The sequence below is a fragment of the Streptomyces sp. NBC_01717 genome, from assembly GCF_036248255.1.
In the GTDB taxonomy this organism is placed as follows: domain Bacteria; phylum Actinomycetota; class Actinomycetes; order Streptomycetales; family Streptomycetaceae; genus Streptomyces.
The window spans coordinates 200,679-217,668 of record NZ_CP109178.1; the positions used below are offsets into that span (position 1 = coordinate 200,679).

The following is a 16,990-nucleotide window of genomic DNA, read 5'->3' on the forward strand; positions in this document are numbered from 1 at the left end:
GAGGGCCCGGGTCCTACGATCAGGCGGAGAAGCCGGGCAGATTGGCGGCCATCCCATGCCCTGAGCAAAAGGCGCCGGAGCGATCACTTCGGAATCAAGTCTGTGGTCAGGGCTCAGGCGTTCCTCTCGTGCCCAGCCGTCGCCCGTCTCAGTACATAGGACACGGTCTTCAGTCAGCTGACAGATGCCCAGGACGGGCCCTGACGGTCAAGGTGGACAGAACACTCCCGCATCCTGAAAGGGGCGCCGCCCCATGCCACTCGAGAAGCCAGACCTTTCGGCTCGCGACCGGTGCGACTACGGCATGCGCTCGCTGCGCCTGCGTATCAACAGGGTCCTTCGGTCATCGATCCGTCTCCCGCTCAAGGCAGAATTTCATTACACCGAGGCGGACCCTCTTGTCGTGCTGTTGGAACTGCGCCCGCCGGGGGGCGGTGTGGTCACGTGGACAGTCTCGCGTGACCTGCTCTTCGACGGCACCGAGGAACCAAGCGGCATGGGGGACTTGAGGTTGTGGCCGTCGGTCGTCCAAGGACGCCGTGTGGTGTACATGAGGCTGGAAGGACATGGCCGGTCATGCCTTCTCGAGATGGATCGAGGGCAGCTGGAGGAATGGCTGATGGAGACCTTCGATCTGGTTCATCCCGGCACGGAGTTCTGCCAGGTCGACTGGGACGCCAGTGCGGCTGCCCTCGTCGAAGGGAAGCGGAATCAGCCCTGAATGAGGAGCCACAGAGCGCAGAGGTCAAGGTACGCAGGGACAAATCCCGTATGAGATCGCCCTTGGTGGAGCCACGCTCGCCGGGGCAGGGACAACCGGGCAGTGTCCCCGGCCGCGGATGCATACGGTCAGCCAGGGCGGCCGGGTCAACGACACCGGCGTGCGATCGGCGGCAGTGGTTTCAGCGTTGGCCTGTCGAAAGTGCACCGAGGGTTCTCAGTCACATGACTGATGCACAGGCGCTGCCGCAGGAGTACGGACGCAAGCAGCGGTCTTGGTGATCACTGGGGCGTCGTCCACCTGCATTGAATTCATGTGCGTGTGCCACTGCCTTCGCTCCGTTCGCCCGGGGCTGTCCTGTGCGCCGCGACGCGACCATGCAGTGGTTCTGGGAGCAGTACAGCGAGGCACACGAGTGCACCGCGCGGAGCTCCGCACGTGCGCTGCGGCCGCTGAGGAGCAGCTCGCCGGTCTGTTCCGGGGCTTGTCATCGCCGCGGCGGCCGACGTCCTGCGGGACGGAGGTGAGGCGTACGGGATGAAGCTCCGCGCTGTGGCAGTGGCCAGGGTGAGTCCCCCTTGTGTCGCCCGTCAGCCGAAGCGTCCGGTGCGGTGTGGGCGGATCGCGGCGGTGACGGCGTCGGCCAGGGCCGGCACCTCGTCCACAGTGAGAGGCGAGATGGTGATGCGGATGCCGGGCGGCGAGGAGAGCCGGAAGCGCGCGCCGGGTGCGACCGCCCAGCCGGCCTGCAGCAGCCGGGTCACCGCCCCGGTCTCGTCGGGGACCGGCACCCAGACGTTCATGCTGCTGCGGCCGTAGGCCGTGACGCCGCGGTCGGCCAGTGCCTGCACGAGACCGTCGCGGCGCGCGGCGTAGGCGGCGGACACCGCCGCGATGTCCACGGCGCCGGCGCGCCACAGATGGGTCACCGTGTGCTGGATCAGGTGGCTGACCCAGCCGGGGCCGAGGCGGTAGCGGCCGCGGACCCGGTCGACGGTGAGGGGGTCGCCGGTGAGGACGGCCAGGCGCAGGTCGGGGCCGTAGGCCTTGGCTGTCGAGCGGACGAGCATCCAGTGTTGTGTGCTGCCGGCGAGCGGGTGTAGCGGCAGTTCGGTGAGTCCGTGCACGTGGTCGTCGTCGATGACGAGGACCTGCGGGTGGCCAGTAAGGATGGCGCGCAGGTCCTGGGCGCGGGCGGCCGAGATCGTGGCGCCGGTGGGGTTCTGGCCGCGGTCGGTGACGATCAGCGCCCGCGCGCCCTGCCCAAGCGCCCGCTCCACGTCGTGCGGCAGGGGGCCGTCGTCGTCGACGCCGACCGGGATCGGCCGCAGTCCGAGGGCGGGGACGAGATCGAAGAGGCTGCCCCAGCCCGGGTCCTCCACCGCCACCGCGTCGCCGGGTCGCAGGTGGGCAAGGAGCGCGCGCTCCATGGCGTCGAGCGATCCGGAGGTCAGCCCGACCGGCCCGTCCGGGACGCGGTCGGCGTCGAACGCGGCGCGGGCCAGGCGGCCGAGCTCGTCATCGACCGGGGCGTGGCCGTACAGCATGGGCTGCCGGGCGTGCCGGGCGGCGGCCTCGGCCAGTGCTTCGCCGAGTGGGGGCAGCAGCGCGGTGTCCGGGTTGCCGGCGGAGAGGTCCCGTGTTCCGGGCGGCACCTCCAGGCGGATCTCGTCGTGCGCGGTGGTGGCGGGGCGCGGCCGCACCCGGCTGCCGCGCCGGCCCGCGGTCTCGATGACGCCGCGGTCGCGCAGCAGGCGGTAGGCGGCGGCGACGGTGTTGGGGTTGACGCCGAGTTCGGTGGCGAGTTCCCGCAGCGGTGGCAGCGCGGTGCCCGGCGCAAGCGTGCCCTGTCCGATGGCCTGCTCGACGCTCGCCGCGATCTCCGCCGCACCCCGGCCCGTGAACGTGTATTCTCCTATCACAAACAGTCATTATGCACTAGTTCAAAAGGATTGCGCTATATCTTCCCCGCCCTCCGCCAGCGATGCGTACGCCGCTACGGACCGCACTGTCCCGACCCGCATCCGCAGGCACGCCTCGTACGACCGCGAGACGGTGCACGCGATCCTCGACGCGGACTACCTCTGCCACCTCGGCTTCGTCCGTGACGGCGCCCCGGTCGTGCTGCCGACCCTGTACGCCCGCGTCGGGGAACGGCTCTACGTGCACGGCTCCACAGGCTCCCGGCCGCTGCGCGGCGCCGGCGAGGACACCGGGCTCGCCGTGTGCCTGACCGTCACGCACGTGGACGGGCTCGTACTGGCCCGGTCCGCCATCCATCACTCGATCAACTACCGCTGCGTGGTCGTGCACGGCGTCGCCCGCCAGGTCACCGACCCCGCCGAACGCTCGGCCGCCCTGGACGCCCTGATCGACCACATCGTGCCCGGCCGCGCGGCGGACTCCCGGCCCGCGAACGCCAAGGAACTGGCCGCCACCGCCGTCGTCGCCCTCGACCTCCACGAGGTCTCCGCCAAGGTGCGCACCGGTGGCCCCAACGACGACCCCGAAGACCTCGCCCTCCCCCACTGGGCGGGCGTGCTGCCCGTGACGCGTACCTACTGGGAGCCTGTGCCCGCCGACGGCCTCGACCCGTCGATCACCGTCCCCGGCTACCTCACGGAACGCTGAAAGAAGTCCCGCGCACAATCATCCGGCCCCGGGACACCGCTGTCGAGCGCATGGCAGGAGCGGCTCACTGCGCACGGCTTCACCCGGCCGCCCTTCGCCCAGCTGCTGCACATCGTCCACGACGCGCAGCAACGCGAGGCCGTCACCCACCTCGCCCGGCCCCCTGGCCCGCGAACAGCAATGAGAGCGTGTAATGATCGGCAGTCACTCCCCCCCACGCGGCACGGCCGACCGCCTGATCGGCCGGGACCGCGACCTTCAGCGGATCCGTGACCTTCTCGGCATCGGAGCCGCAGGCGGCGCACTTCTGCTGTCGGGAGAAGCGGGCGTCGGCAAGACGGCGGTGCTGGACGCCCTCGCCGAGGCGGCCCGGGCGGACGGAACCCGGGTTCTGCGCGCCGGTGGTGTGGAGTTCGAGGCGAACTGTAGCTACTCGGGTCTCAACCAGATCCTCTTTCCCTTCCAGGACGCGCTCGGCGAACTGCAGGCGCCCTTCCGTGACGCCCTGCGCGTCGCGCTCGGTTTCGAAAGCGGCTCACCGCCGGAACGGCTCATGGTCTCCAACGCCGTCCTGCTCCTGCTGAGCACGGTCGCAGCCGGTGACCCCCTTCTGCTCGTCATCGACGACCTGCCCTGGCTCGACCGGGCGAGCGCGGCCGTACTGGGTTTCGTCGCACGCCGGGCAACCGGCATCCGTGTGAGCTTCCTCGCCACATCGCGTTCCGGTTCGCAGAGCCTGCACGACAGCGGCGTCCTGCCCGAATTCCGGCTGCAGCCCCTGGACGAAGCGTCGGCGGACCACCTGGTGAGTACAAGGTTCCCGGACCTGGTCGCCAGTGCCCGCCGCCGCCTGCTGACCGTGGCGCACGGCAACCCACTGGCCCTGCTGGAACTGCCGTCCGCACTGTCCGCGATGCGGGGCCCGGCCGGCGAAGTTCCCGCCGTGCTTCCGCTCAGCCAGCGCCTGGAGACAGTCTTCGGCTCCCGGATCACAAGTCTGCCGCATCCGTCGCAGCGCCTTCTGCTGCTGGCCGCGCTGGAAGGCGTAGGCGACCTCGGAGTCCTGCAGGCGGCCACGCGGCAGGCGAACGACGGATACCACCTGGACGACCTGGCACCTGCCGAGCGCGACCAACTGGTCCACATCGACGAAGAAGCGCGACGGCTGAGATTCCGTCACCCCCTCATCCGCTCGGCAGTGGTGGAGAACTCCACCAGCGGCGAACGACGTGCGGTGCACGCCGCGCTCGCCCACGTCCTGGTGGACCAGCCCGAACGACGGGCCTGGCACCTGGGCGAGGCAACCCTGGAACCGGACGAGAACGTGGCCGCCCTGCTGGAGCACGCCGCCCGGATCACCCTGCGCCGCGGTGACGCCGCGGGCACCATGCGCACACTGATCCGCTCTGCAGACCTCACCCCGCCCGGCCCCGACCGCGCCCGCCGGCTCGCCGAGGCAGCCTACGTCGGCGCCGAATCCACCGGAGCACTGCCCAGCGCCCAAAAACTCCTCGACGACGCCAGGCACACGGCCCCGGGTTCACAGAGCTGCCTGCACTCGGCAGCAGCAGCGGCCCTTCTCCTCCTCAACGGCGACGGTGACGTCGACACGGCCCACGGCCTGCTGGTAGCCGCCATCGACACCGGAACCCACGCCTACGACGCCAACGACAAAACACTCGTGGACGCGCTGCACACGCTTGCGCTGATCTGCTTCTTCGGCGCCCGGCACGACCTGTGGCAGCCCTACCACCGAGCGCTGGAGAAACTGACACCCACCGTGCCACCCGTCCTGTCCGCGCTGGGCAAGACGTTCTCCGACCCGGCACGCACAGGTGCCACGGCCTCAAAAGAACTCGACGAACTCATCGCGGAACTGGTCGGCGTGACCGACCCCGTCCAGATCACACGGGCCGGAACGGCAGCCCTCTACCTCGACCGGCTCGGAGACGTCCGCGAGGCGGCGAGGCAAGTGGTACGCATGGGACGCGACGGCGGCCCGGCCCGCCGGTACATGTCCGGCCTGATCCACCTCTGCCTGGACGGCTACCTCACCGGTAGATGGGACGAGGCGGCGCAACTGGCCGAGGAGGGAATCCAGCTGTGCGAAACACACGGCTACACCGCCTTCGTCTGGTACTTCCTGTACGTGCAGGCCATCCTCAACGCCGCACGCGGGCAAGCGGACCAGGCGGACGCGACAACCGAGCAAATCATCCACCGGGCCATGCGCCAGAGGGCCTACTGCGCCGCGCACTACGCCCATCACGCAGCGGCCGTGGCAGCTCTGGGACGCGGTGACTTCGCCGACGCATACGAGCACGCCACCGCCGTCAGCCCCGCGGGGAGCCTCGCCTCACACGCGCCGCACGCCCTGTGGGTGACGATGGACTTGGTCGAGGCCGCCGTCCGGACCGACCGGCGGACGGAGGCCGTCGCCCACGTACGCGCGATGCGCGAAGCCGACGTGGCCAGGATCTCCTCACGCCACGCCCTGCTGACGGAGGCCTCCGCCGCCCTGGCCACCACGGACGACGACGAGGCCCTCGCACTGTTCACGAAAGCCCTGGCGGTCACGGGTGCTGAGCGGTGGCCGTTCGACTTCGCCCGCGTCCAACTCGCCCACGGCGAGCGGCTACGACGCGTCAGAGCAACCACGGAATCCAGAGTGCCCCTCAGCGCCGCACTGTCCACATTCGAACACCTCGGGGCCCGACCATGGGCCGAACGCGCCGAGACGGAACTGCGAGCCGCCGGCTCCGGCAGGCGCCAAAACGGGATATCCAAAACGCATAGGCTCACCCCCCAGGAACTGGAGATAGCCCGGCTCGCCGCCTCCGGCCTGACCAACAAGCAGATAGCGGAGCGCCTGTTCCTCTCCCACCGGACCGTCGGCGCCCACCTCTACCAGATCTACCCGAAACTGGGCATCACCTCCCGCGCCATGCTGCGAGACGCCTTGGAATCCTGGTCTCCGTTGGAGAGCAAGCAGTAGGTGTGGCAGTTCTGCGACGCAGGCGCCCGCCGGGCAGTGGGCCTGGAGGAGTGGCGGGTGTTCGTCAATCTGCGTCGCAGCCAGCGGCTCGCGCCGATGCGCCCGAGACCGTCTACGCGTGGTTCAGCGTCGGAAGCGCGACGGTCTACCGCTACGTGCGGAAGGCGATGGAGATCTGGCCGCGCTCGCACCGAGCCCGGCAGAGGCACTGCGCCCCCTCTCCCCCAAGCCAGCACGGCTGCTGTCCCCGCCACGACCGCACGATGGTGGGGACCAGCCGTGACGAAGAGCTGTGGACGGCTCTGGTGGGAAGGGGGCTGAGCCAATCGGTGTAGCTGCCGGATGAGCGGGCCTGTCGTCGACACCGGGTGGGCAGGGATGGCGGCGGAGGTGTTTTCGAATGCCCGTGATACGCCTAAAACGGCATGGCGCCAGCGTGCTCAGATGCACTGATGACCAGCAAGGCCGGACTGAGGCGTCAGGGACCGGACATGTGGACGCCGATCGGACGCCCGGCGTGCCTGCGCCAGCAGCCCGCTGGCAGAGAGTTCGGCCTGACCCGCTCGCGACGGTGCGGGATGACCAGACCGGTGCTCCGGCAGCCGCCGTCCGCGCTGACCGTGGCCCGGCCGACGGCGTGCTTGGTGCCGGCCTGCTCCTACTTTTCAGTCGTTGTGGTTGCCCGCCGCCGCCCGAGCGGCGGCCACGATGAGCCGGGTGCCGGCGTCGAAGACGACCTTCACTCCCGTGGACGCTGTTGGGCGAATCGAGAACGCCGTGCGATGTCCTGGCGGCAGGAACGCACACGGCGCTCTCGTGTTTACGCAGCTAGGCGTTCGGCGAGGGCCTTGGCCTTGGTGGCCGCGTCCTGCAGGGCCCGGTCGCGGGAGGATTCGAAGAGCGGCACCAGTTCGGCCATGGCCGGGTTGTGCGGAGCCATGGTGAGTTCCGGGACGATGAAGTCGAGGTCGAGGGCGAGCATGTCGGCGAGGGTCGCGGTCAGGTAGTTCTGCACGTACTCGTAGGACTCCTTCGGGGTGCCGGGCGCGTAGGAGCCGCCTCGGCTGGCGACGACGGTGACCGGGGTGCCCTTGGCTGAGGGGTTCTCGCCCGAGGTGCGGCCGTGGAGGATCACGTTGTCCAGCCATGCCGTGAGGGTCGACGGGATCGAGTAGTTGTACATCGGCGCGCCGATCACCACCGCGTCTGCCTGCTCCAGTTCCTCGATCAGCTGGAGGCGTTCAGCGAAGGCGGCGACCTGCTCGGGTGTGTGGGCGTTCGGATCGGCGAAGCCCGCGGTGTGTGCGGCGGCGGTGATGTGCGGCACGGGGGCGACGGATAGGTCGCGGTAGATCACCGTGCTCTCCGGGTACTGCTCTTCCCAGGTCTTGCGGAAGGTCTCCGTGACGGCGCGGGAGGCGGAGGCGCCGCCCGGGAACACGGAGGAGTCGATGTGCAGCAACGTGGCCATGGATTATCTCCAGTAGGGGGGTGACAGGGCGGGCGCCTGCGGCGGGTGCCATGGGGCACCTGGTCGGTGCGGTCGATCGGGCCGGCAGTCAGGCCGGCGGCCGGGGGCGCAGGACGCCGTCGGGGTCGTAGCGCTTCCACAGGTCGGTGACGCGGGTGCCGGTCGGTCCGGGGTAAGCGCGTGTGAACGTCGTCTTGTCGGGATTGCTCTCGAAGTTCACGTAGGAGCCGTCGGTGTGTGGGACGAGGGGCGCCCAGGCGGCGGCCAGTGTGGCGCGGTCGTCCGGCGGGAATGCCGAGGCGATGACGAGGGTGCTCTGATGGCGGTGTGTGAACGCCATGGCAGAGGGGGCCGGGTCGTGGGCCGCGCCGCCGAGCGAACGCAGCTGGACCAGGACCGGGTCAGGGGCGGCCGACGCCGCGACCAGGGCGCGGGCGGCGTCCGGTGTCATGTCGGTGAGCAGTCCGTTGGTCGAGCTGGAGGGCATCTGCCCGGTGTTGGTGTGCAGGTGGAGCGGTGGGACCAGCTCTGTGTAGGAGACGACATGGGCCTGCTGGGCCCATTACGTCACCGATGCCGAGCAGCGGTTCGATGGCGTCGCGGATGACGGACGGGCTGTCCGAGGCCACGACAGCGGTGATGAACGCGGCGCTGGTGGCACCCTGCGAGGACAGCATCACGGCCGTCGACAGCTCGCGCGGCGCCCGCGCCATGACGGCCTCCCAGCGCCGCAGCGTCTCCCCGGCCGGGTCCACCGCCGCGACCAGCTGCGCGTAACCGACGTCACGAAGCTCCATGGCCTCGATCTCGAAGGCCACCGCGATCCCGGCACCCGCGCCGGCCCCGCGCATCACCCACAGCAGGTCGGGCTCGGCCTCGGCATCGGCGCGCACGGCCGATCCGTCGGGCAGGACGACCTCGACGGCGCGGATGTGGTCGACGGTGAGCCCGTACTGCCGTACGAGCCATCCGACGCCGCCCCCGGTCGCGATGCCTCCGACCCCGACGTTGCCGTGGTCGCCCGAACTGATGGCGAGCCTGTGCGGGGCGAGCGCCTGGGCGACCTGGGCCCAGCGGGCTCCCGCCTCGACGCGGACCAGACGGGAACCGCGGTCGAGGACATCGACTCGGTGCAGCGCGCTCAGGTCGATGACGAGGCCGCCGTTGTTGGTGCCGCTGCCGGACAGGCCGTGCCCGCCGCTGCGGACGGCCACCCGCAGCCCCGTCTCCCGCGCGAGCCGCAGGGCTGCCGCGACATCGCCCGCGGACTCGGGCAGGATGACGGCGGCTGGGTGGCCCACGGTGGTGTAGGTGGAGCGGAGCAGCGGGTAGCGGCGGTCGTCGGGCATGACCAGCTTGCCGACAAGCTCGGCCGGCACGGCGGAGAGGGTGCCGTTCATCGCCCGCTCCGGAGGGCGCCGACGCGCTCGCGCACCGCGGGCACGACCTCGGCGGCGAAGAGCGCGAGCTGCTGCTCGGGGTCAGTGGCGGGCCAGAAGACGAAGGTGTCGAAGCCGAGTTCCACGGCCCACTCGGCGAGGGTGTCTGCCCACCGCCGCACATCGCCGACGAGCCCCGGTCCGTCCCCGTGGTCGCCGATCACGCCGATCACGTTGTAGACGCGCCGGAACGTTCTCGGGTCGCGGCCTGCGTCGGCGACCGCCTCGTCGAGGATCCGCTGACGTGAGGGCACGTCCTGCGGCGGGACGTAGATGTTCAGCGGCGAGATCCAGCCGTCGGCCAACCGGCCGGCGACGGCGAGCATCCGCGGCTTCTGGGCGCCGAGCCAGAGCTCGACGGGCTTCGGGGACACCGGTCCGGCGCGGTAACCGCCGACGGCGTGGTACTGGCTGTGCAGTCGTACGACGCCCCCGGACAGGGCCGCGCGCAGGAGCCCCAGGGACTCCTCGGCGAACGCCACCATGTCCTGTCCGCTTCGCGCCGCTCCGCCCATCGAGGCGATGGCATCGGGTATGCCGCCCCCGCCGACACCGAGTTGGATCCGTCCGTCGGTGAGCACGCTCAGCGACGCAGCGGCCTTGGCGAGCATCACCGGCGGACGCAACTGCAGGTCGGCGACGTCAGTAAGGAAGGAGATGCGGTCGGTGACCGCGGACAGATGCGTGATCAGGGTCCAAGTGTCGAGGTGGCCGGGCTGGTAGGGGTGGTCCTGGACGGCGAGGTAGTCCAGGCCCGAGTCCTCCGCCGTCCGCGCGAGGCGCCGGGTCTGCGCCGAGGCCCCGGCGGACGGGTCGAGGCTCACTCCGAAGGAGAGTGGGCGTCCGTAGTCGGTCATGCGTCTACGGTGCGCCGGACCACCCCACCGGCAAAACGGTGGGTAAGGTGCTAATCTTTTGTAAGTGAACTCCATTCATGACGACACCTGCCCGAGCTTCGAGGGCACCCTCGAACTGATCGGACGCCGCTGGACGGGTTCAGTACTGCAGGCCGCCGACCGTGGAGCCCGGCGCTTCAGCGAGTACCGGGCGATGATCGACGGCATCTCCGACCGGCTGCTCTCCCAGCGCCTGAAGGAACTCGAGGCCGCGGGCCTCATCGAGCGCACCGTCATCCCCACCACGCCCGTGCAAGTCCGCTATCAGCTGTCCCCGGACGGCCAGGCGCTGGTGGACGCCCTGCTCCCGCTCGCGCAGTGGAGCATGCACCGCTCAGGGCCCAGAGGTGCGGGGCGGGTTCCGTCGTCGACATAGCCTCCGGCCATCCGCGTCCAGGAGGCGCGCGCACTCACTCTGTCCGCTCCGAGGCGCCCAGGCCGTCGGCGAGCACGGCTTTCAGTTCGGTGCGGGAGGCGATGCCGCGCTTGGCCGACGAGCATCAAGCCGACGCGCTGGTGCTCGGCGCGCACAGCACCGCTTGCACCGCCTGATCGGCTCGGTGCCCGCGCGAATGGCCCGGCCCGCCCACTCCCGGTCATCGTGGTCCCGTGATCCAGCGGCAGTCGCGCAGCAGGTCGGCCGGCGCGGCATGCGCGATCCCGAGCTGGTTGTCGGCGACGGCGCGATGGGCCTGTGGAAGGCGCTCGCGGAAGGGCTCCCGGCTGCCCGGCACCAGCGGTGCTGGGTCCACAAGGCCCGCAACGTCACGAACGCCCTGCCGAAGTCTGCGCAGCCAGGCGCGGCGAAGACGATGCAGGAGATCCACAACGCCGAGGACCGCGCGCACGCCGAGAAGGCGGTCGAGGCGTTCGCGAAGACCTACGGTGTCAAGTGGCCCAAGGCCGTCGCGAAGATCACCGACGACCGGGAGGAACTGCTGGCGTTCCACGACTGCCCGGCCGAGCACTGGATCCACCTGCGGACCACGAACCCGATCGAGTCGACGTTCTCCACCGTCAAGCTCCGCACCAGGGTCACCCGCGGCGCCGACGGCCCGGCCGCAGCCCTGGCGATGGTGTTCAAACTCGTCGAATCCGCCCAGGCTCGCTGGCGCGCGGTGACCGGAGCCCACCTCGTCGCCCTGGTCCGCGCCGGCGCAAAGTTCGAAAACGGCGTCCTCGTCGAGCGAGAGCAGGCCACGGCGGCCTGACAGCCCCTGTCACTTGTCGCGCCGCGAAAGGGAGAAAAGGGACCAGTCGATGCCCGAACCCACTGCCCCGCTCACCGAGTTCATCCGCGCCTACGAGCAAGCCACCAACAGCCACGACATCACCCAGCTCGTCCCGCTGATCGCTCCCGATGCCGTCTACTGGTTCTCCGACGGATCGTATCGCGGCCGCGAAGCCATCCTCTCCGCCATCGCCAAGACCTTCGCCACCATCCGCGACGAGATCTACCAGATCGACGACCTGGAGTGGATCGCCCACAGCGATGACCACGCGGTATGCCGCTACCGGTTCACCTGGACCGGAACCATCGACAGCCAGCCGCGATCAGGAAGCGGCCGCGGCACCAACGTGCTGGGCTACCCGACGGATCCCCCGCGGATCAGGGTCCTGTTCCCAGCCGACACGGCGTCAGCGGTGCGCACACTCGTCAACCCGTCCCGGCCGAGAGCGAAACGCCCGCGGCGGACACGGCGCAAGACGCCTCGGACCTGCCGGAGATCTTCAAACTGGTCGAGCTCGGCAGCATCGTCTGCTTCTTCCCGGCCTCGCTCACCCGGCGGTATTCGCGATCTGAGATCGCCTATCGGCCGGTCGAGGACCTGGCTCCGGCCACCCTGTCTGTGACATGGCCGCAGCATTCCCGCTCCACGGCCGTCGCCGCCTTCGTCCGCGCAGCCACCGAGGTCGCGGCGGATGCTCAGCCAGAGCCGGGAACACAGCAGGCGGCGGCCACCTGAGAGGACATCCGGCCCCGAAGGGTCCCGCTGCCTAAGGGCTGTCCCGTAACACCAGTGGCTGTCGAGGTCTCAGTTCTGGGCTATGGACTGCAGGTTGCCTTTCCGACTCCAAGATCGTTATGGGGCAAGCCTTAGTCGCCCTGGAAGTGGAGTTCCAGGCTCGCGGCTTCCGCGCAACGCTCGGCCAGCTCGCGGATCTTCTGCAGAATGGCCCGCTCCCGCTGCCCCTTCACCAGATCACAGGTGGCGTCGACCTCGGAGATGAACTGAGGTATGTCCACCGACGTAAGGATCTGGGTGCGATACGGGTCCACCCGGTTGAGCATCGGCAGACTGCTGTTCACGCACAGACCGGAGAACAGATCCGCCCCGTCCTGTACGAATTCCACCGTGGTCAGCCGACGCTTCTTGGGGCTCGTCCCCCGATGCGTCACCTGCATCAGCGCTACGTCAACACCCATTCCTCATGCTCCTACCAGGATCCGGGACACTCGCCCAACTCGATCCGGTTCAGTAACCGGTGAATGCGGTCAGGGCCTGTGTGCGCGGCGTCTTCCGCGAGCAGTTCTTCCGCTCCAGCGGAGCAATCAGTCCTCGCATGTACGCCAGCGCCGAATCCTGCGATTCCTGCCGGTTGAACCGGTGCAAGAATCGCTCGTGCACGGCACCCAGTTCCCGGCCCACAACCTGACATCAGCAAGGACCCCACCCATAACCAGACCAACGACGAAGCTGACCACCAGTCACGGCAAACACCGTTGCAGTACTAGGCACTGTTTCTCGGATCATGTTCGGAGCCAGATCATGATGGCTGCGAGGGTGACGGTTCCGAGGTAGATGTAGGCGCGTTTCTCGTAGCGGGTGGCGACGGCGCGGAAGCCTTTGAGTCGGTTGATGGCGCGTTCGACGGTGTTGCGTTTCTTGTAGCGCTCGCTGTCGAACCCGGTGGGCCGGCCGCCTCGAGAACCTCGGTTCTGCCGGTGTCTTTGCTGGTCGAGACGTTCGGGGATGGTGTGCCGGATTCCGCGTCGTCGTAGGTAACGGCGGTTCTTCCGGGACGTGTAGGCCTTGTCCGCCAAGACATGGTCGGGTCGCGTGCGGGGCCGTCCGACTCCGGTGCGGGGCACGGAGACCTGCTCCAACACACGCTCGAGCTGCGGGCCGTCACCGTAGTGTCCGGGCGTCAGGACGAAAGCGAGGGGGCGGCATCGTCCCTCGGCGACGAGGTGGATCTTGGTGGTGAAGCCGCCGCGGGAACGTCCCAGACACTCGCCGATCTGACCACCTCCTCCAGCCGGACGGCCAGTCTCCGCAGCACCGGATCGACCTGGTTCGTCCCCCGGCCGGCCCCCTTTTCAGGGACCGCGGCCGCCGACGCTTTCCTCGCGCCGGCGGCGTGCTGGTGGGCCCGCACCGCCGTCGAGTCCACCGACACATCCCAGTCGATCCCGCCCGCGGCGTCCTCGGCAGCCTGGATGCGAGACAGCAGCATCTTCCAGGTTCCATCAGCTGACCAGCGACGATGCCGCTTATAGACCGTTTCCCACGGCCCGAACCGCTCCGGCAGATCCCGCCACTGCACACCCGTCCGCACCCTGTAGAGAACCCCGTTGATCACCCGCCGATGATCGCTCCACCGACCTCCACGCGCACCACCAGGAGGTAAGAACGACTCCAGCCGATCCCACTCCGCATTCGTCAGATCCCCACGGCCCATGCAGCCAGCCTGACCCCAACACCCCACTCACGTCCGGAGATCCGAGAAACAGTGCCTAGTAGGGCTTGGTCAGCTTCACTCGTGGGTGGCGTGTCTGCTTGTTGGTGAGTGTCGTTGAGGTGGTGTGACACCTGAAGAGATGGCCGGGGTCCGGGAGGACCTGGAGGCATTCACGACGGAGATGTTCGACGGGTTCTTCCGTGCGGATCAGCGGCGGTGGGGGCAGGTGTATGTGCGTGGGCTGCTGCTGGAGGGTCGGCGCAAGTCGGTGGAGCCGATGGCGGCGCGTCTGGGCGAGGACGGCAACCGGCAGGCGCTGGCCCACTTCGTGACTACCAGCCCGTGGGATCCAGCGCATGTGCGGGCCCGGCTGGCCTGGAAGATGCAGGATGTGATCGGCGCGGAGGCGCTGATCGTCGATGACACCGGCTTTTTGAAGGACGGGGACGCCTCGGCGTGTGTGTCCCGGCAGTACACCGGCACCGCGGGCAAGGTCACCAATTGTCAGGTCGGGGTGTCGTTGCACCTGGCCCGCGATCATGCCTCGGCCGCGGTGAACTGGCGGCTGTTCCTGCCCGCTTCCTGGGATCCGGGCTCGCCGGAGGCGGATGCGGACAAGGTCGCCCGCCGGGGCCGCTGCGGCATTCCCTCCCAGGCGGGGCATGTGGAGAAGTGGCAGCTGGCCCTGGACATGATCGATGAGACCCGCTCGTGGGGCATCGACCTCCCCTTGGTCGTCGCGGACGCCGGATACGGTGATGCCGCCGCCTTCCGTCTGGGCTTGGAGGAACGCAACCTGCCTTATGCGGTGGGCATTTCTTCCCGCCACACCGCCCATCGGGCCGGCGCCCGGCCTGTCCAGCCTGCCTATGCGGGCACCGGCCGGCCACCGAAGATGCAGTATCCCGAGCCTGCACAGACCATGAAAAATTTGGTCATCGCGGCCCGGCCGGGCTGCTGCGAGACCGGTGTCCTGGCGGGAAGGATCCCGGCCAGGCCAGGGCCAAAGCGGCTTCAAGCGCATGCACTCACGCTTCGTCGCTCTGCGCGTCCGACCGGCCGGACGCGGTGCCCGCACAGCCGGCGACGGTCCAGAACTACCAGAGCGCTGGCTGCTGGCCGAATGGCCCGCCACCGAGCCCGAGCCGGTGCAGTTCTGGCTCTCGAACCTGCCTTCCGGGATGCCGCTGGCCACACTGGTGCGGCTGGCCAAACTACGCTGGCGCATCGAGCACGACTACCGCGAGATGAAACAGGCCCTGGGACTTGCCCACTTCGAAGGCCGCACCTGGAACGGCTGGCATCACCACGTCACCCTCGTCTCCGCAGCTCATGCCTTCTGCACCCTGCAACGACTGGCACACCACCCAAAAGACTCAGCGCAGGTCTGAGCCTCTACCAGGTCCTCCGCGAACTCCAGACACTCCTCGCCCTCTGGGTCGGCGCCTGCCCCACCTGCCACCGCAACATACCCACCCCCATACGAACCTGACCAAGCCCTACTAGTGCTGGATTCCGCTTTCAGTGGGTATACATGCTGGTGGCGGGGTTGTTTGGGGTAATCGGGGTGGGTGGTTCGGGGTGGTGTTGCGGGCGCGACAGAGCCGTGATTCGGGTGAGGGATCGGTGGTGCGGCGGTTAGCTCGAGCGCGGAAGGCGCCGGCGGACTTGGTGATGCGGGCGCGGATGGTCGAGCTGAGCTGGGCCGGGTCTCGGGTGCCCGCGATCGCCTCTGAACTGGGTTGTAGCCAGAAGACGGTGCGGTGTTGGCTGCACCGTTTCAACCGGTACGGTCTCGAGGGTCTGGAGGATCTGGGCGGGCAGGGCCGCAAGCGGCGGATCACCGAACTCGAGCGGTCGAGGATCATCGCCCTGGTCAGGCAGCCCCCGCCGGGCAGACTGATGGTCCAGCCGGGCGGGGATCTCGAGGCCATGGACGAGGCCGGACCGCCGGAGTGGACCCTGGACGCGTTGGCCGGTCGGGCAAGGGAACTGGGGATTGAGGTGGGTCGCTCGCAGGTCCGCAGAATCCTGCTGGCCGAGGGCGTCAGATGGCGCCGCACGCGTTCCTGGATCCGTTCCAAGGATCCGGATTTCGAGGGAAAAGGACGCGGGTCGTCGGCCTCTACACCTGCCCGCCCGAGGACGCGACGGTCGTCTGCGTCGACGAACTCGGGCCGGTGATCCCGCGTACTTTCCCGCCGGCGCCGGGCTGGTCGCCGGACGGACACCGCATCAAAGCTGAGCTGGAGTACAGCCGCGGACCGGAGAAGACCTGGGTCTACGGCGGCTTGCGTGTCACGGACGGGCAGCAGGTCACCATGACCGCGTCCTCCCGCAACAGTGCCTTCTACCAGCGGTTCTTGCGGAAGCTGGAGGAAGCTAACCCGGCGGGCGACATCTACGTGGTCACCGACAACCTGTCCTCCCACAACAGCCTGTCGACCCGGACCTGGCTCGAGGACCACCCGCGTATCCGACACGTCTTCATACCCGTCGGCGCGTGCTGGCTCAACCTCCAGGAAGGCTGGTGGCGCATCTTCCGCAAGGCCGCCCTCGCCGGACAGACCTTCGCCGGCCCGGACGAAATCACCCAGGCCACCGAACTCGCGACAGCCCAGCTCAACGCCCGTGCCAGGCCATGGATCTGGGGCAGACCAGCACCACCCACCCGCCGCTTACGTCGCCGATATGTGTACTGCCTTTGAGGAACTCAGCACTAGGGTGGAGGCTTGAAGGGCGGGGACTCGGTGGCTGACTGGCCAAGCGCGATCGTGGCTGCGCTGTCAACGGCAATCGCTGTGTACGCGGCGTACTGGGCCCGGCTGCGGGCACTCGGGCGACGCGCCGGGAGGGGACCCTGTCATGACGTTTCGCCGCAACGCTCATCAGCTCGCGCCACACATCGCCTTGGGCCGGGCGCCGGCGATCCGGCACCCTTCTTCTTACCGTTCGCCAACCCCAACGCGGAGTCGGGGTGATTGAGGAGCTCCGCGGGCGCGCGGCGGCCACGCGGGGGGCCGGGTCCGCGCACCTTCTATACGAAGTCTGTTCGCCCCCTGTACGCCTTCTCCGTGTCTCATGGCGGACGGCTGTGAACGTGGCGTGTGCGGTCGGTCCCGTGTGCCCACTGCTGTTTGCATGCTCCGGTAC

At 69.0% G+C, this 16,990-nt stretch carries 15 protein-coding genes and 4 pseudogenes; 10 read left to right on the forward strand and 9 right to left on the reverse strand.

Annotated features, from left to right (window positions below; genetic code table 11):
- The first annotated feature begins 253 nt into the window (after positions 1-253).
- Positions 254-721 (forward strand): SsgA family sporulation/cell division regulator, encoded by a 468-nt coding sequence (locus OHB49_RS00920; RefSeq protein WP_329157074.1) that lies wholly within the window; start codon positions 254-256, stop codon positions 719-721.
- 590 nt (positions 722-1,311) lie between these two features.
- Here the strand turns inward: OHB49_RS00920 and OHB49_RS00925 are convergent.
- On the reverse strand, positions 1,312-2,643 hold the full coding sequence (locus tag OHB49_RS00925) for an aminotransferase class I/II-fold pyridoxal phosphate-dependent enzyme (protein ID WP_329157076.1): 1,332 nt from the start codon (positions 2,641-2,643) through the stop codon (positions 1,312-1,314).
- A 37-nt stretch (positions 2,644-2,680) separates the two neighbouring features.
- Here OHB49_RS00925 and OHB49_RS00930 point away from each other — a divergent pair, with 37 nt between their 5' ends.
- Together OHB49_RS00930 and OHB49_RS00935 are read left to right on the forward strand one after the other, a co-directional pair.
- Complete coding sequence (locus OHB49_RS00930; RefSeq protein ID WP_329166295.1) at positions 2,681-3,352, forward strand: pyridoxamine 5'-phosphate oxidase family protein; 672 nt, start codon at positions 2,681-2,683, stop codon at positions 3,350-3,352.
- A gap of 193 nt (positions 3,353-3,545) precedes the next feature.
- Entirely contained in the window at positions 3,546-6,347 is a 2,802-nt protein-coding gene (locus OHB49_RS00935; protein WP_329157077.1) for a helix-turn-helix transcriptional regulator, read from the forward strand.
- Positions 6,348-6,906: 559 nt separating this feature from the next.
- On the opposite strand, the pseudogene OHB49_RS00940 reads toward OHB49_RS00935, so the two are convergent.
- The 5 genes and pseudogenes from OHB49_RS00940 to OHB49_RS00960 all read right to left on the reverse strand — a co-directional run.
- Positions 6,907-7,099: pseudogene (locus OHB49_RS00940) on the reverse strand (IS5/IS1182 family transposase); the annotation flags it as partial.
- A gap of 68 nt (positions 7,100-7,167) precedes the next feature.
- The gene (locus tag OHB49_RS00945; protein WP_329157078.1) at positions 7,168-7,818 is read right to left on the reverse strand and encodes an FMN-dependent NADH-azoreductase; all 651 of its coding nucleotides are present in this window, start codon (positions 7,816-7,818) and stop codon (positions 7,168-7,170) included.
- A gap of 88 nt (positions 7,819-7,906) precedes the next feature.
- Positions 7,907-8,269, reverse strand: coding sequence for a hypothetical protein (locus OHB49_RS00950; RefSeq protein WP_329157079.1), 363 nt, complete (start codon positions 8,267-8,269; stop codon positions 7,907-7,909).
- Positions 8,220-9,218 (reverse strand): FAD-binding oxidoreductase, encoded by a 999-nt coding sequence (locus OHB49_RS00955; RefSeq protein WP_329157081.1) that lies wholly within the window; start codon positions 9,216-9,218, stop codon positions 8,220-8,222. Before OHB49_RS00955 ends, OHB49_RS00950 begins: the two co-directional genes overlap by 50 nt.
- A complete protein-coding gene (locus tag OHB49_RS00960; protein ID WP_329157083.1) occupies positions 9,215-10,114 on the reverse strand; it encodes an LLM class flavin-dependent oxidoreductase in 900 nt (299 codons plus the stop codon). The genes OHB49_RS00955 and OHB49_RS00960 overlap by 4 nt, the downstream gene beginning before the upstream one ends.
- A gap of 64 nt (positions 10,115-10,178) precedes the next feature.
- Here OHB49_RS00960 and OHB49_RS00965 point away from each other — a divergent pair, with 64 nt between their 5' ends.
- The 3 genes and pseudogenes from OHB49_RS00965 (at position 10,179) to OHB49_RS00975 (ending at position 12,007) form a co-directional block, all read left to right on the forward strand.
- A complete protein-coding gene (locus OHB49_RS00965) occupies positions 10,179-10,529 on the forward strand; it encodes a winged helix-turn-helix transcriptional regulator (protein ID WP_329157085.1) in 351 nt (116 codons plus the stop codon).
- A gap of 214 nt (positions 10,530-10,743) precedes the next feature.
- Positions 10,744-11,364: pseudogene (locus OHB49_RS00970) on the forward strand (transposase); the annotation flags it as partial.
- A gap of 49 nt (positions 11,365-11,413) precedes the next feature.
- Entirely contained in the window at positions 11,414-12,007 is a 594-nt protein-coding gene (locus OHB49_RS00975) for a YybH family protein (RefSeq protein ID WP_329157087.1), read from the forward strand.
- 244 nt (positions 12,008-12,251) lie between these two features.
- Here OHB49_RS00975 and OHB49_RS00980 read toward each other — a convergent pair whose 3' ends face one another.
- The 3 genes and pseudogenes from OHB49_RS00980 to OHB49_RS00990 form a co-directional block, all read right to left on the reverse strand.
- Positions 12,252-12,581 carry a hypothetical protein gene (locus OHB49_RS00980; RefSeq protein ID WP_329157089.1) on the reverse strand — a complete coding sequence of 110 codons (330 nt, stop codon included), beginning with the start codon at positions 12,579-12,581 and terminating at the stop codon, positions 12,252-12,254.
- 38 nt (positions 12,582-12,619) lie between these two features.
- Positions 12,620-12,833: pseudogene (locus tag OHB49_RS00985) on the reverse strand (IS701 family transposase); the annotation flags it as partial.
- A gap of 72 nt (positions 12,834-12,905) precedes the next feature.
- Positions 12,906-13,837, reverse strand: a protein-coding gene (locus tag OHB49_RS00990) for an IS5 family transposase (protein ID WP_443079468.1) whose coding sequence is annotated in 2 segments (ribosomal slippage) — positions 12,906-13,432 and positions 13,432-13,837 — 933 coding nt in all. Because the reading frame shifts where the segments join, the coding sequence is not laid out codon by codon here.
- A 181-nt stretch (positions 13,838-14,018) separates the two neighbouring features.
- On the opposite strand from OHB49_RS00990, the pseudogene OHB49_RS00995 reads away from it, so the two are divergent.
- The 4 genes and pseudogenes from OHB49_RS00995 to OHB49_RS01005 form a co-directional block, all read left to right on the forward strand.
- Positions 14,019-14,894 (forward strand): annotated as a pseudogene (locus tag OHB49_RS00995) (IS701 family transposase); the annotation flags it as partial.
- Positions 14,895-15,018: 124 nt separating this feature from the next.
- Positions 15,019-15,228 carry a transposase gene (locus tag OHB49_RS45685; protein ID WP_443079629.1) on the forward strand — a complete coding sequence of 70 codons (210 nt, stop codon included), beginning with the start codon at positions 15,019-15,021 and terminating at the stop codon, positions 15,226-15,228.
- Positions 15,229-15,511: 283 nt separating this feature from the next.
- Complete coding sequence (locus tag OHB49_RS01000; RefSeq protein ID WP_329166297.1) at positions 15,512-16,021, forward strand: helix-turn-helix domain-containing protein; 510 nt, start codon at positions 15,512-15,514, stop codon at positions 16,019-16,021.
- Positions 15,907-16,545 (forward strand): IS630 family transposase, encoded by a 639-nt coding sequence (locus tag OHB49_RS01005; protein WP_329166298.1) that lies wholly within the window; start codon positions 15,907-15,909, stop codon positions 16,543-16,545. Before OHB49_RS01000 ends, OHB49_RS01005 begins: the two co-directional genes overlap by 115 nt.
- Positions 16,546-16,990 lie beyond the last annotated feature (445 nt).

Excerpts from the sequence above, each read along its gene's own strand:
- OHB49_RS00980 (WP_329157089.1), bottom strand. The coding sequence starts at position 12,581 with ATGGGTGTTGACGTAGCGCTGATGCAGGTGACGCATCGGGGGACGAGC.
- OHB49_RS00920 (WP_329157074.1), top strand. The coding sequence starts at position 254 with ATGCCACTCGAGAAGCCAGACCTTTCGGCTCGCGACCGGTGCGACTAC.
- OHB49_RS00950 (WP_329157079.1), bottom strand. The coding sequence starts at position 8,269 with ATGACACCGGACGCCGCCCGCGCCCTGGTCGCGGCGTCGGCCGCCCCT.
- OHB49_RS01000 (WP_329166297.1), top strand. The coding sequence starts at position 15,512 with ATGCGGGCGCGGATGGTCGAGCTGAGCTGGGCCGGGTCTCGGGTGCCC.
- OHB49_RS00960 (WP_329157083.1), bottom strand. The coding sequence starts at position 10,114 with ATGACCGACTACGGACGCCCACTCTCCTTCGGAGTGAGCCTCGACCCG.
- OHB49_RS00935 (WP_329157077.1), top strand. The coding sequence starts at position 3,546 with ATGATCGGCAGTCACTCCCCCCCACGCGGCACGGCCGACCGCCTGATC.
- OHB49_RS00945 (WP_329157078.1), bottom strand. The coding sequence starts at position 7,818 with ATGGCCACGTTGCTGCACATCGACTCCTCCGTGTTCCCGGGCGGCGCC.
- OHB49_RS00975 (WP_329157087.1), top strand. The coding sequence starts at position 11,414 with ATGCCCGAACCCACTGCCCCGCTCACCGAGTTCATCCGCGCCTACGAG.
- OHB49_RS00955 (WP_329157081.1), bottom strand. The coding sequence starts at position 9,218 with ATGAACGGCACCCTCTCCGCCGTGCCGGCCGAGCTTGTCGGCAAGCTG.
- OHB49_RS45685 (WP_443079629.1), top strand. The coding sequence starts at position 15,019 with ATGCCGCTGGCCACACTGGTGCGGCTGGCCAAACTACGCTGGCGCATC.